This is a genomic window from Pseudomonas sp. FP2335, assembly GCF_030687535.1.
Classification (GTDB): Bacteria; Pseudomonadota; Gammaproteobacteria; order Pseudomonadales; family Pseudomonadaceae; genus Aquipseudomonas.
On sequence record NZ_CP117437.1, the window covers coordinates 3,491,044 to 3,503,064 of the forward strand.

General features: G+C 63.9%; 16 protein-coding genes. 9 read left to right on the forward strand and 7 right to left on the reverse strand.

The annotated features are described in order from the left end of the window. Positions 1-16 precede the first annotated feature (16 nt). The 6 genes from PSH81_RS15520 to PSH81_RS15545 are packed head-to-tail and all read left to right on the forward strand — an operon-like array spanning position 17 to position 4,927. A complete protein-coding gene (locus PSH81_RS15520) occupies positions 17-505 on the forward strand; it encodes an AsnC family protein (protein WP_225595712.1) in 489 nt (162 codons plus the stop codon). Further along, positions 498-941, forward strand: coding sequence for an Lrp/AsnC family transcriptional regulator (locus tag PSH81_RS15525; protein ID WP_305391011.1), 444 nt, complete (start codon positions 498-500; stop codon positions 939-941). Before PSH81_RS15520 ends, PSH81_RS15525 begins: the two co-directional genes overlap by 8 nt. Then, positions 916-1,416, forward strand: a complete 501-nt coding sequence (locus tag PSH81_RS15530) for a nitrite reductase (protein WP_226457518.1) — start codon at positions 916-918, stop codon at positions 1,414-1,416. The genes PSH81_RS15525 and PSH81_RS15530 overlap by 26 nt, the downstream gene beginning before the upstream one ends. Before the next feature lie 13 nt (positions 1,417-1,429). Next, positions 1,430-2,608 carry a heme d1 biosynthesis radical SAM protein NirJ gene (gene nirJ / locus PSH81_RS15535; RefSeq protein ID WP_305391012.1) on the forward strand — a complete coding sequence of 393 codons (1,179 nt, stop codon included), beginning with the start codon at positions 1,430-1,432 and terminating at the stop codon, positions 2,606-2,608. A gap of 43 nt (positions 2,609-2,651) precedes the next feature. Further along, complete coding sequence (cobA, locus tag PSH81_RS15540) at positions 2,652-3,476, forward strand: uroporphyrinogen-III C-methyltransferase (RefSeq protein WP_192300771.1); 825 nt, start codon at positions 2,652-2,654, stop codon at positions 3,474-3,476. Next, positions 3,473-4,927, forward strand: a complete 1,455-nt coding sequence (locus tag PSH81_RS15545; RefSeq protein ID WP_305391013.1) for a nitrite reductase — start codon at positions 3,473-3,475, stop codon at positions 4,925-4,927. Before cobA ends, PSH81_RS15545 begins: the two co-directional genes overlap by 4 nt. A 139-nt stretch (positions 4,928-5,066) precedes the next feature. Here PSH81_RS15545 and PSH81_RS15550 read toward each other — a convergent pair whose 3' ends face one another. From PSH81_RS15550 to PSH81_RS15570, 5 genes are all read right to left on the reverse strand, one after another. After that, a complete protein-coding gene (locus tag PSH81_RS15550; RefSeq protein WP_305391014.1) occupies positions 5,067-5,891 on the reverse strand; it encodes a hypothetical protein in 825 nt (274 codons plus the stop codon). Positions 5,892-5,968: 77 nt separating this feature from the next. Next, a complete protein-coding gene (locus PSH81_RS15555) occupies positions 5,969-6,412 on the reverse strand; it encodes a CopD family copper resistance protein (RefSeq protein WP_305391015.1) in 444 nt (147 codons plus the stop codon). 75 nt (positions 6,413-6,487) lie between these two features. Then, entirely contained in the window at positions 6,488-7,804 is a 1,317-nt protein-coding gene (locus PSH81_RS15560; protein WP_192300774.1) for an OprD family porin, read from the reverse strand. Between the two features lie 162 nt (positions 7,805-7,966). Continuing rightward, positions 7,967-8,512: a putative natural product biosynthesis protein gene (locus tag PSH81_RS15565; RefSeq protein ID WP_192300775.1), complete on the reverse strand. Its 546-nt coding sequence runs from the start codon at positions 8,510-8,512 to the stop codon at positions 7,967-7,969. A 62-nt stretch (positions 8,513-8,574) separates the two neighbouring features. Then, entirely contained in the window at positions 8,575-8,955 is a 381-nt protein-coding gene (locus PSH81_RS15570) for a DUF2946 domain-containing protein (protein WP_192300776.1), read from the reverse strand. Between the two features lie 180 nt (positions 8,956-9,135). Here PSH81_RS15570 and PSH81_RS15575 point away from each other — a divergent pair, with 180 nt between their 5' ends. Further along, the gene (locus PSH81_RS15575; protein WP_016976099.1) at positions 9,136-9,744 is read left to right on the forward strand and encodes an SCO family protein; all 609 of its coding nucleotides are present in this window, start codon (positions 9,136-9,138) and stop codon (positions 9,742-9,744) included. After that, complete coding sequence (locus PSH81_RS15580) at positions 9,744-10,211, forward strand: copper chaperone PCu(A)C (RefSeq protein ID WP_192300777.1); 468 nt, start codon at positions 9,744-9,746, stop codon at positions 10,209-10,211. Before PSH81_RS15575 ends, PSH81_RS15580 begins: the two co-directional genes overlap by 1 nt. Before the next feature lie 3 nt (positions 10,212-10,214). Here the strand turns inward: PSH81_RS15580 and PSH81_RS15585 are convergent, their stop codons facing one another. Both PSH81_RS15585 and PSH81_RS15590 read right to left on the reverse strand, forming a co-directional pair. Next, positions 10,215-10,544: a DHCW motif cupin fold protein gene (locus tag PSH81_RS15585; RefSeq protein ID WP_226457514.1), complete on the reverse strand. Its 330-nt coding sequence runs from the start codon at positions 10,542-10,544 to the stop codon at positions 10,215-10,217. A 142-nt stretch (positions 10,545-10,686) separates the two neighbouring features. Next, entirely contained in the window at positions 10,687-11,157 is a 471-nt protein-coding gene (locus tag PSH81_RS15590; protein ID WP_226457513.1) for a GNAT family N-acetyltransferase, read from the reverse strand. A 325-nt stretch (positions 11,158-11,482) separates the two neighbouring features. Here PSH81_RS15590 and PSH81_RS15595 point away from each other — a divergent pair, with 325 nt between their 5' ends. Beyond that, the gene (locus PSH81_RS15595) at positions 11,483-11,974 is read left to right on the forward strand and encodes a GNAT family N-acetyltransferase (RefSeq protein ID WP_305391016.1); all 492 of its coding nucleotides are present in this window, start codon (positions 11,483-11,485) and stop codon (positions 11,972-11,974) included. The last annotated feature ends 47 nt before the right edge of the window (positions 11,975-12,021 follow it).

Here is a 12,021-nt window from a genome sequence, read left to right on the forward strand (position 1 = left end):
CCTGAACCACGAACAAATGCTCGACCTGCGCCAATGCCTGGAACGGGGTTTGCCAGTGGTGCCACGGCCCTACGATGCCCTCGCCGAACGCATCGGCGCCCATCACGATCAGGTGCTGCAACAGATGCAGCAATGGCAGGAGCAAGGCCTGTTCCGCCGTGTTGGCCTGGTACTCAACCACCGTGCCCTGGGCTTTGTCGCCAATGCCATGCTGGTGCTCGATGTCCCGGACGCGCTGGTGGATGAAATCGGTGCCCGCCTGGGCCGCGCACCGCGTATCAACCTGTGCTACCAACGCCCGCGCCGCCTGCCGCTGTGGCGCTACAACCTGTTCTGCATGGTGCACGGCCGCGAGCGCGAAGAGGTCGCGGCGCATATCCAGGCGGTGCTGGAGCAGCAACAACTGAGTGACCTGCCCCACCACCTGCTGTTCAGCACCCGCGCCTACAAACAATGCGGCGGGCGTTTTGCGCCGCCACCGTCGCAGGTGTGGGCCCATGGATGACTTCGACCGCCGCCTGATCAACCGCCTGCAACGGGGCCTGCCGCTGGTGCGCCAGCCATGGCAACACGTCGCCGAGGAGCTGCAGAGCCGGCCCTGCGAGGTGCTCGACCGCCTGCATGATCTGCTCGAGGACGGCGTGCTCACGCGCTTCGGCCCGATGTTCGACATCGAGCAGTTCGGCGGCGCCTTCACCCTCGCCGCCCTGGCGGTACCCGAGGCGCGATTCGAGACGGTGGCCGCGCAACTCAACGCGCTGGTGCAAGTGGCCCACAACTACCGCCGCGAACACCAGTGGAACATGTGGTTCGTGCTGGCCTGCGCCAGCGCGACGGAGCTGGCCGCGACCCTGTCCCGCATCGAAGCCCTGACGGGGCTGACGGTGCTCAACCTGCCGAAGGAGCACACCTACCATGTCGGTCTGTATTTCCCGGTCTGACAACGCCCTGGCCCTGCGCCTGGTCACCCTGACCCAAAGCGGCCTGCCGCTGGTGGAAGACCCCTGGGCATGGCTCGCCGAGCAATTGGGCATCAGCGTCGAATCGACCCTGGATCTGCTCAAGCGCCTGCAAGCCGAAGGCGCGATCCGCCGCATCGCCGCCGTGCCCAACCATTACCGCCTCGGCTATCGGCACAACGGCATGACCGTGTGGGACGTCGTCGACACGCAGATGCCACGCCTGGGCGAACTGCTCGGCGCGCAGCCCTTCGTCAGCCATTGCTACCGTCGCCCGCGCCGCCCGGATTGGCCGTACAACCTGTTCGCCATGGTGCATGGGCGCAGCCGCGAAGAAATCGACAGCTACCGCGATCACCTGCGCTACCTGCTGGGCGATGCCTGCCGTGCCGACGAGATGCTGGTAAGCAGCCGCATCCTGAAAAAAACCGGCCTGCGCCTGAGCCCCTCGCACTGACAAGGAATGCCCCATGCTGCGAATCAGTCAGTACCTGCGCACCTTGGCCGGCCAATGCCCGCCGCCCCGCGCTTCTACCCCAGGCAGCGACCGCCCGCCGGTGGTGATCTGGAACCTGTTGCGGCGCTGCAACCTCACCTGCAAGCACTGCTACGCCACCAGCGCCGACAGCGTATTTCGCGATGAGCTGGACACTGCCACGGCACTGCGGGTGATCGACGACCTGCACGCCGCCGGGGTGCGCGTGTTGATCCTGTCCGGCGGCGAGCCCCTGCTGCGCGAGGATCTGTTCCAGCTCAGCGCCTATGCGCGGGACAAAGGTTTTTTCGTTGCACTGTCCACCAACGGCACGCTGATCGACGAGCAGAACATCCAGCAGATCGCCGATGCCCGCTACGACTATGTGGGCATCAGCATCGACGGCCTCGAAGCGACCCACGACGCATTCCGCCAGCTGCAAGGCAGTTTCCAGCGTTCGCTGCACGCCATTCGCCTGTGCCGCGAGGCCGGGATTCGCGTGGGCCTGCGCACCACGCTGACCCAGGCCAACCACGCGCAACTCCCGCAGTTGCTGGAGCTGATGCGTGAATACGATGTGCAGAAATTCTATCTGTCGCACCTCAACTACAGCGGGCGCGGCAAGCGCAGCCGCCAGCTGGACGCACACCGCCAGATGAGCCGCGACGCCATGACGCTGATTTTCCAGCAGGCCTGGCACGACATCGAACACGGCGTGGCCAGCGACTTTGTCAGCGGCAACAACGACGCCGACGCCATCCTGTTGCTGCAATGGGTGCACCGCCACCTGCCCGAGCATTACCCGCAACTGGAACACCTGCTGCACGGCTGGGGCGGCAATGCGTCGGGCAGCGGCATCGCGAATATCGACAACACCGGCGAAGTGCACCCGGACACCTACTGGTGGCAGCACTCGGTGGGCAATGTGCGCAACCGCACCTTTCGCCACCTCTGGCTGGAGCAGCCCGACCCGTTGCTGTTGCGCCTGCGCGAGCACCCGCGCCAGATCGGCGGGCGCTGCACCGACTGCCGCTGGCTGCCAATCTGCAACGGCAATACGCGCACCCGCGCCTGGGCCGATGGCGACCTGTGGGGCCCGGACCCCGGGTGCTATCTCAGCGATGCCGAGATCGCCCGGCAGTCACCCAGCCTGATCCCGTGCGCCACCCGGTGACACAACCGGGGGCGCCTGCCTGATGATGAACAGAGGACGTCCCATGCACCTTCCGACTGCCATACCCGCGAGCCTGCACAGCCCCTTCCACCCCGGCGAAGTCGCGCTGGTGGGCGCCGGCCCCGGCGACCCGCGCCTGTTGACCCTGCGCGCCTGGAGCCTGTTGATGCAGGCCGACGCAGTGGTGTTCGACCGCCTGATCAGCGCCGAGCTGCTGAGCCTGATCCCCCTGACTTGCGCCCGCCATTACGTGGGCAAGGCCAGCGGTTACCACAGCCTGCCCCAGGATCAACTCAACGCCCTGCTCGCCGAGTTGGCCGAACAGGGTCAGCGCGTGGTCCGCCTCAAGGGCGGCGACCCGTTTATCTTCGGGCGCGGCGCCGAGGAGCTGGAATACCTGCTCGCGCGCGACATCCCGTGCCAGGTGGTGCCAGGCATTACCGCCGCGTCCGGGTGCAGCGCCTACGCGGGCATCCCATTGACCCACCGCGACCTGGTCAACTCCTGCCGCTTCGTCACCGGGCACTTGCAGCGCGACGGCGCCTTGAAACTGCCGTGGGCCAGCCTCGCCGAGCCGAGCCAGACCCTGGTGTTCTACATGGGCCTGTCGAACCTGGCGCTGATCGCCGAACACCTGGTGGCCGCCGGTTTACCGGGCGATACCCCGGCAGCGTTGATCAGCAATGGCGCGCGGGCCGACCAGCACGTGGCCCGTGGCACCTTGCGCCAGTTGCCGACCCTGGCGGCCGACTGCGAACCCGGCGTGCCGACCCTGACGGTGATCGGTGCGGTGGTGAACCTGTTTGCCGACGCCGCCCTGCACTACCCCGCGAGCCTGTCGGCGCCCCGCGTCCCGGTGGCGTCGTGAAGCGCCTGTGGTTGCTGCCATTGCTATGGGCCGGCGGCGCCCACGGTACGCCGGCCGAGGACTACCACCAGTATTGCGAGAGCTGCCACGGCCTCAATCGCATCGGCGCCAGCGGCCCGGCGTTACTCCCCGAAAGCCTAGGGCGGATCAAGCCGGACGAGGTGCGCAAGGTCATCACGCAAGGCCGTCCCGCCAGCCAGATGGCCGCCTTCGGGGCCCAATTGAGCGCAGCGCAGATCGACGGGCTGGCGGACTTCCTGCAACAACCGCCCGCCACACCGGCAACCTGGAGCGTGCAGGACATCCGCGACAGCCACCGCTTGCTGGCCGACCTGACGCAGTTGCCAACCACCGCGCAACACCACGCCGACCCGCTCAACCTGTTTGTGGTGGTGGAGTCCGGCGACCATCACATCAACATCCTCGACGGCGATCGCTTCACTGTGCTGGACCGTTTTGCCAGCCACTTTGCCGTACACGGCGGGCCCAAGTTCTCGCCGGACGGACGCTTCGTGTACTTCGCCTCGCGGGACGGCTGGATCAGCCTGTATGACCTGCACAACCTCAAGCTGATCGCCGAGATCCGCGCCGGACTCAACACGCGCAACCTGGCAGTGAGCAAGGACGGGCGCTGGGTGCTGGTGGGCAACTACCTGCCGGGCAACCTGGTGGTGCTCGATGCGCGTGACCTGTCGCTGGTCAAGCTGCTGCCGACCGGGTCGCGGGTCAGCGCCGTGTACACCGCACCGCCGCGTGACAGTTTTGTGGTGGCGCTCAAGGATGTGAACGAGGTTTGGGAGCTGTCCTATGCCGCCCCACAACCCAGCTTCGAACCCCGGCGCATCGCGGCCCGCGACGTACTGGATGACTTCTCGTTCACCCCCGATTACCGCCAGTTGCTCGCCACGTCACGCAAGGCCGGTGGCGGCCAGGTGATCGACCTCGATTCGGGAGACGTGGTCACCGATATTCCACTGGCCGGCATGCCTCACCTGGGCTCGGGCACCTATTGGCGGCGCAATGGCCAGTGGGTGTTCGCCACACCGAATATCAGCCAGGGACAAATCAGCGTGCTCGACCCCGCCACCTGGAAGCCGATCAAGCAGATCCCCACCCTCGGCCCGGGCTTCTTCATGCGCAGCCATGTCAACTCGCGCTATGTATGGAGCGATGTGTTTTTCGGGCCGGACAACGATGCCATCCACTTGATCGACAAACAGACCCTGGAGATCGCCCATACCCTGCGCCCGGTGCCGGGCAAGACCGCCGCCCATGTGGAATTCACCCGCGACGGGCGTTACGTGCTGCTGAGCATCTGGGCCACCGACGGCGCGCTGATCGTGTACGACAGCCAGACGCTTGAGGAGATCAAGCGCCTGCCGATGAACAAGCCGTCGGGCAAGTACAACGTGGGTAACAAGATCGAGTTTGCCGAAGGTACGTCGCACTGAAGCACCGAACTACCCCGCGCTGGGTGGCGAAGCCGCCCCAAACCCAGACACCGCGGTGTATCAGAAAGACCGCGGTGCCTGGTTTGGGGCGGCTTCGCCACCCAGCGCGGGCAAGCCCGCTCAATACAGGCCCGGTCTCTCACCACAGGAGTGTGTCGCCCAGGCTGATATGGTCGCAGTCACCATGCACGGTGAACCCTTCGCCGGTTCGGCGCAGTTTGCCGCGCTCCTGGGCCTGGGTGAAATCGTCGTCGCCCCGGGCAAACTGACCCTGGCCGATGTAGTGGTAACCCGCCGCCGCCAGGCGTTCGAAGCTCAGTTGACGCATCGCACCGCTATGGGCCTGGGTGGGTTGCGCGCGATAGCGCCGAGGGGGATCAGCGTAGTCGAACACTTGCAGGCGGTCCGGCTCCAGGGCGATCAGGCTGGCCAGCTTGGCGTCGAAACTGGCCAGGGTCTGCCAGGCGGCGCCGTAGCCCAGGTCGACACTCACCGAGCGGAAATCAAAGGTGCGTGCCGCATCGATCAACGACTGGATCGGTGCCGGGTTGCGGTAGCACGCCTGGGCGGGCTCGGCCGCGGCACGGGCATCCGGCACGCTGATGCAGACGTGGTTGAAACCCAGCTCACGCAGCAAACCCACGCTCGCCCAATCAGTGTGCCGGGGGTCGAGGTCGATGGCGTAGTCGCCACGGTCTTGCTCGAAGAAATTGAAGCGCGCATGCAGGGCGTGCATCAGGGCCTGTACCTCGGCAATCGCCGCCGCCCCGCGCCACTGGAAATGCTCCACGGGTTGCCGATGGTCAAGGTGACGGCCGACCCATTCGATCTCCCGGATCAGTCGGCGCCGGCAGTCGTCATTCGCCGGGCCGGGCGGCCAGTGCAAGGTCAACGCCAGCGGGCGCTGCCACTGGCGGCTGGTGCGTAGCGCACGCACCACATCGAGGGAAATCACGCTGCACATGAGGGGCTCCGGGTCCGTGGGCGGTGAGCCATTGTCCGGTGCGACAACACGACACCCGTTGATATGCATCAAGGGCTTTACCACGAGAGGTAAAACATGCCCTTGGCCAACAGCACAATCGCGACCATATGCCCGAACAGGCTCAGGTGAATAAAGCGCAGATACCGCGCACTGACACGCCCACGGCGCATGCGCAGCATCGTCAGCAAAAAGTGCAGCAGCACGCTGGTGGCGAGTATCAGTTTGAGGCTGAGCAAGGTGCCGAATGACGTCGCCAGTGGCGCGGCCAGCAGCGGCCGATAACGCAGCCAGACCATGCCGATACCGGCGCCGAACAGCACCAGCAACACCCACGGCATCAGCCTGCGGGCACGCTGGCCGACGCCTTGTTCGACCTGCACCATCACCCGCGACGGCAAGTGCCGATGCAGGTGGGCCAGGATCAGCACTTCGAAAAACACCGTGCCGATAAAGATCAGCGCAGCGAACAGATGGGCCAGGAGAAACAACAGGTAGAGCATGGAGGCCTCGCAGGTCGCGCCGGGCCTCCAGTGTCGCGTGCTGGAGACGGGCACACCTTGATGCCGGTCAAGCCGTTACATCAGCGGGATGCTGTAGCTGACGATCAGGCGCGTCTCGTCCTTGTCCGCCGTGTCGTTGCCGCGCAGCACCGCGCCGCGCCAGGTAAACCCCAGCCCCTTGAGGGTGCCGGTGGGGATCACGTAGTCAACGCGCAGGTCGCGTTCCCACTCACTGTTGTCGCGACTTTTGGTGCGGATATGGCTGCCGTGGATATACGTCACGCTGGAGCGCAGGCCCGGCAAGCCAAGGCTGGCGAAGTCATAGGCATAGCTGCCGACCGTGGCTTGTTCCCCGGCATTCACAAATTTCAGCGACTGCGAATTGGTGATCAGGTAGAGCGAGCGGCCTTGCCCCTGGTTGATGTGGGGGAAGTCACTTTCGCCGGTGGTCTTCTGGTAACCGAGGCTGAGCGAGTGCCCGCTCAAGGCATAGGTAAACAGCGCGCTCCACAGGCGGTTGTCGACCTTGCCGGTGTTGACGCCGGGCCCGTAGTAACCGGCGCTGACATAGCCCTCGTCACGCCCGGCCGCGCTGGCGTTCTTGCCGTCGGCGGTGCTGTAGAAGTAGCGCAGGTCGCTTTTGAATTGCCCCACCGGCAACTGCCAGTTGTGCACCAGGCCGAGGAAGTGTTGCTGGTAGAAGTTCTCCAGGTTGGCGTAGTAGTACTGCAATTGCAGTTGCTTGCTGACGGTGTAATCCACGCCGCCATAGTAGAACTGGTTGCTGCTCTTGCCCTTGATCGGGTCGTTGGCGCCGGCAATCGACAGGCCCTGGCCGTTGCTGGAGTTACGGTCGACCACTTGTTCAAGCTTGCCGGCGATCAGGCTGACGTCCTTGAAATCCTTGGAGTCCAGTTGGTAACCCCGGAAGGTCTGGGGCAGCAGGCGGCCGTCTTCGGTGGTCAGTACCGGCAACTTGGGTTGCAGGTTGCCGACTTTCAGTTGGGTCTGGGCGATGCGCAGCTTGCCGGTGACGCCGGTCTTGCTGAAGTCATGGGCGGCCTTGCCATCGTCCAGCGGGAAGACGCTGCCGGGGGTGTTGTCCTCACCGGCCTTGCCCGCGCGGCCGGAGGCATCCAGGCGCAGGCCGAGCATCTGCTGCAGATCCAGGCCGAAGCCGACGGTACCCTCGGTGAAGCCGGACCTGTAGTTGAACATGAACGCCTGGCCCCATTCCTTGTCCGAGGCGCCCCGGGCGTTGCGGGTGTCCTGGTTGTAGTAGAAGTTGCGCAGATCGAGGCTGGCTTTGCTGTCGTCGATAAAACCCGACGCAGCAACTTGCTGCGCGGCGCCCAGGGAAACGGCGAGGGCCAGGCAAGTCTTGTGATTCATGAAGGCTCCGTAAAGTAAATGAGGCGATCCCGTCGCAGCCCAGCCCTGTTCTGTGTGGCGCGGGTGGTGCTGCATATAACGGGAGCGCGCACGGTATAGGCTCGGCCGCGTGGGAAAAAGCCATGAAAACCGTCATTCACTTTTACCAGTTGCGTAACAATCTCAAGGCACTGGCAGCCAGCGACTGAACTCGCCGCGGGCGTTCAATGGGCACCAGGCGAAGTCCCATTCGGTGCCGGGCAACGCCTGGTGTTCGGCGCTGGCTGAGGGCGCATCCTTCCAATCGAACACCGTCGCGCCTTGCCAGGTCACGACCACACCCTGGGCCCCGCTGGTATCGGTATTGATCCAGCAGGCCGCCGCTGCGGCCATGAACGCCTCGATGGGTTCATCGTCGATTTGCGTGCGGTACGGCGAGGCCAGCAACCAGCGGCACACGTTCAGGTGGTAGGTCCAGTCCAGCGGGGGCCGGTGGCGGTAGGCCCAGGTCATGAAGCTGCGAAACAGGTTCAGGCCCTCGGGCGGGTCCAGTTTGAGCAGCGCCGGGCAGATGTCGAACAAGGTGTGCCAATGGGGCAGCAGGCGTGCATCGAGGTGCACGAAGCAACGGGAATTGCTCGGGTAGTCGGGCAGCGCCGGCTCCATGCGCAGGCGCCGGGACGCCTTGCTGACCAGGCGGCTGGCGCCGGCAGGCAATAGGTGATTCATGAAACGCACTCACAGTCGTGACGATAGAACGCTGCCTGATCACAGGCAGCCCAGGGCACACGTCAGAATGCGGGGGATGCGCGGGGGTTGGCCGAGGGCCAGGAGTCGCGTGGCGGCGCCTTGTTGCGCCGCTCATGGGCCGGGCGCGGAGTTTGCCCAAGGCCGAGCAGCCAGGCCAGACCGATCAGGAATACCAGCGCGACGGTCAACGCGTTGCAGACCGGGCAGGCAAAGTAGTTCGAGATGTTGCTGGAAGCCGTGCTTCCCAACCCTTTGTCGGAAATCGGCTGGCTGCCTTCGACCGAACAGAACTGCCCACCAATGCCATTGAGCTCCAGGCCCATCATCTGCCCATGGCCCAAACCGCACACGAACAGGTTCATCAGCACGCAGAAGTACAGGGTCCAGGCGATCAGCGAACGGTCGGAGGGGCGCAATTTCATGGCGGCGACTCTACCACCACAGGCGCACCGAGATGAAGCACGGTGCGCCCCTGTGGCAGAACGTCGCACATTACGCGGGCTGGCTGGGGTTGGTAGACTTGGCGCCCTCCTCCTTACTCCTTTTCAAAGCCTGATGTGTAGATCCAGAGCAATGCAGGCGATTCACAGGATGCGCAGTTGATGAGTACGTTATTCACCCGCCGCAAAGTGCTGACCGGCATGGGCCTGTTGGGCCTGGGCAGCCTGCTGGGCGGCTGTGACTACAGCCCCAAGCTGAACTTCAAGTACGGCAAGGACCTCAGTGACAAGATCATGGGCCGTACCTTCAAGCTCAAGAACACCGACGGCGAGACCGTCACCCTGAGTTCGTTCCGTGGCCTGATGCCGGTGGTGTTCTTCGGCTTCACCCAGTGCCCGGCCGTGTGCCCGACCACCCTGGCCCGCGCCGCCCAGGCCAAGAAGCTGATGGGCCGCGACGGTGAGATCATGCAAGTGGTGTTCATCACCCTCGACCCCGAACGCGACACCCCAGAGATCCTCGACAAGTACGTCAAGGCCTTCGACCCCAGCTTCGAAGCGCTCTACGGCACCCCGGAAGAAATCGCCGTGGCCGCCAAGGAATTCGGGATCTTTTATGAAAAGATCCCCGCCGGCGACACCTACACCCTGTCCCACACCGCCACCAGTTTCGTCTTCGACACCCGTGGCAACCTGCGCCTGGGCCTGCAGGCATCCCTTACCGCTAAAGAGTGCGCAGAAGACCTGCTCACCGTCATGGAGGTCTGCTAATGACTGCCGTTCAACACCTCAAGCGCCTGACATTGGGCCTCACCCTGCTGACCCTCGCGGCACACGCCAGTGCCCAGGTGCAAGTCACCGACGCCTGGGTGCGCGCCACCGTGCCGGGCCAGCCGTCGAGCGGCGCGTTCATGACCGTCACCGCCGACAGCGACAGCAAGCTGCTCAGCGTTGCCTCGCCGGTGGCCAAAGACGTGCAGATCCATGAGATGAGCATGAAGGACGACGTGATGCACATGGGCCCGGTGGACTCGCTGGCGCTGCCCGCCGGCAAGGCTGTCACCCTCGACCCCAATGGCTACCACGTGATGCTGATGGGCCTCACCGGCCAGATCAAGGAAGGCGACCACGTGCCGCTGACCCTGACCGTGGAGAACGCCAAGGGCGAAAAGCAGACCCTGGAGGTGCACGCCCCGGCGCGTGGCCTGGATGGGATGGACCACAGCAAGATGCACTAAGCGCTAGTCCACAATAAACAGCTTCGCGCCGCTGGCGGTGAAAGAGCGGTGCGCCTCCATGTTGTTGCCAACCTGGTAACTCATCCCGGCCGTCAGTGTGAATCGACGGCCGTCCTCCAACTCCGTGTGCAACTCGCCTTCCAGGCACAACAGTACATGGCCACGCCTGCACCAATGATCCGCCAGATAGCCGGGGGTGTAGTCCACCATGCGCACGCGGGTCGTGCCGAAGTGGCAGGTGCGCCATACGGCGCTGCCGGTTTCGCCTGGGTAGGTGACGGGGTCGAGGGTTGACCAGTCGGTGGTGCCAAAGGGTACGGCGGTGAGGTTCATGGGGAGGCTCGGTCGTCAGTTAACGTGGGCAAGGCTAACGAGTGCAAGGCTCGGTCGATAGACACAGATCCTAGGCTTTCGGGGCATACAGAACCGCCTTCGCAGCCTCGCTAAAGCTCGACAGCTCCTACAAACCGTTCGCTCAACACACCAGTCGCTTGGTCATCGGTATACACGCCAACGCCAACCCCGACGGCGAATGGTAAACCGCCTGCTCATCCCCCACGTATCCGCGCGCCCGGTAGAAGCTCGCGGCATTCAACGTCGCATCCAGCACCAGCGTGTCAATCGCCAGTTGCCGAGCCAGGTTTTCCAGGTGATCGAGCATGGCCTTGGCATACCCACGCCCGGTGAATTCAGGCAGGACAAATAGCGCTCCCACTTCGTTGTTTTCCAGGTCAAGCATCCCGGTGACGACCGGTTCGCCCTGCACCCACCCCAGGTAAAACGCTTTGTCCATCAGCGCGTTGTAGCCGTCAGCGGCGCTGCCACGGGTCCAGGACATCATCTGCTCGCGCGTATACGCACCGATGCACTGGCTACGAATGGCCAACAGGCGAATGTCGAACGCCGCTTGGGCGTCTTCCGGGGTTGCGGGTTTTATTTGCAGCATTTCAGCCTCCATGGCTTAACAGTTGGACACACCCGCCCCTCTTGCGGATGGAACCCGGTACTTGGTGTTCATCACAACGAGAAACATCCAATTAGGACGTCAAATCGAGGGTTTTTACTATGCGAGGTGTTCAATCTTCTTATTCAGCCCAGCGTTGCAGATGAGGATCAGCGATTTTCAGCAGGAATTCCAGGAACAACCGAGTAAGGCCGGCGTCAGGAACTACGCGCCAATGGAGTAAGCAACCCCTTCAAGGGCGCCGCAATGGAGCTGGGGACGATAATTATCTAGAATGTCGCCTTCCGCTTTGTCCCCAGGAACACCCATGCCCGCCCTCACCCTGCGCAATGCCCTGCCCGCCGACGCCGCCCGCTGCTTTGAAATCGAAATCGGCGCCTACGAAGGCGATGAAGCCGCGACCCTGGAAAAAATCGCCACGCGCATTGCGCTGTACCCACAAGGTTTTCTGATTTTGGAGGCCGCTGGCGAAGTAGTGGGTTTCATCAATAGCGGCTGCGCCGATGAAGTGGTGATGTCTGACGAGGCGTTCAAGGAACTGGTGGGGCATTCGGCCGAGGCGCCAAATGTGGTGATCATGTCGGTGGTGGTTGACCCGGCACACCAGGGCAAAGGGTACTCCACGACGTTGATGACCGCGTTTGTGCAACGCATGCGCGACATGGGCAAAAAGACCATTCACTTGATGTGCAAGGACCGCCATGTAGCGTTGTACACGCGCATGGGCTATCGCTATGTGCAGCCGTCCGCGTCGGACCATGGCGGGATGGCGTGGCATGAGATGGTCATGGAGCTCTAATTCAGCGCCAATCCCGGACACAGCAGCCGGTAACGCGATTCGATCCA

What these genes read in the sequence shown, in the direction of transcription:
- PSH81_RS15585 (WP_226457514.1), bottom strand. Translation starts at nt 10,544, where the DNA reads ATGAACCTCACCGCCGTACCCTTTGGCACCACCGACTGGTCAACCCTC.
- PSH81_RS15595 (WP_305391016.1), top strand. Translation starts at nt 11,483, where the DNA reads ATGCCCGCCCTCACCCTGCGCAATGCCCTGCCCGCCGACGCCGCCCGC.
- PSH81_RS15530 (WP_226457518.1), top strand. Translation starts at nt 916, where the DNA reads ATGTCGGTCTGTATTTCCCGGTCTGACAACGCCCTGGCCCTGCGCCTG.
- PSH81_RS15560 (WP_192300774.1), bottom strand. Translation starts at nt 7,804, where the DNA reads ATGAATCACAAGACTTGCCTGGCCCTCGCCGTTTCCCTGGGCGCCGCG.
- PSH81_RS15575 (WP_016976099.1), top strand. Translation starts at nt 9,136, where the DNA reads ATGAGTACGTTATTCACCCGCCGCAAAGTGCTGACCGGCATGGGCCTG.
- PSH81_RS15565 (WP_192300775.1), bottom strand. Translation starts at nt 8,512, where the DNA reads ATGAATCACCTATTGCCTGCCGGCGCCAGCCGCCTGGTCAGCAAGGCG.
- cobA (WP_192300771.1), top strand. Translation starts at nt 2,652, where the DNA reads ATGCACCTTCCGACTGCCATACCCGCGAGCCTGCACAGCCCCTTCCAC.
- PSH81_RS15580 (WP_192300777.1), top strand. Translation starts at nt 9,744, where the DNA reads ATGACTGCCGTTCAACACCTCAAGCGCCTGACATTGGGCCTCACCCTG.
- nirJ (WP_305391012.1), top strand. Translation starts at nt 1,430, where the DNA reads ATGCTGCGAATCAGTCAGTACCTGCGCACCTTGGCCGGCCAATGCCCG.
- PSH81_RS15590 (WP_226457513.1), bottom strand. Translation starts at nt 11,157, where the DNA reads ATGCTGCAAATAAAACCCGCAACCCCGGAAGACGCCCAAGCGGCGTTC.
- PSH81_RS15550 (WP_305391014.1), bottom strand. Translation starts at nt 5,891, where the DNA reads ATGTGCAGCGTGATTTCCCTCGATGTGGTGCGTGCGCTACGCACCAGC.
- PSH81_RS15520 (WP_225595712.1), top strand. Translation starts at nt 17, where the DNA reads ATGCTCGACCTGCGCCAATGCCTGGAACGGGGTTTGCCAGTGGTGCCA.
- PSH81_RS15525 (WP_305391011.1), top strand. Translation starts at nt 498, where the DNA reads ATGGATGACTTCGACCGCCGCCTGATCAACCGCCTGCAACGGGGCCTG.
- PSH81_RS15555 (WP_305391015.1), bottom strand. Translation starts at nt 6,412, where the DNA reads ATGCTCTACCTGTTGTTTCTCCTGGCCCATCTGTTCGCTGCGCTGATC.
- PSH81_RS15570 (WP_192300776.1), bottom strand. Translation starts at nt 8,955, where the DNA reads ATGAAATTGCGCCCCTCCGACCGTTCGCTGATCGCCTGGACCCTGTAC.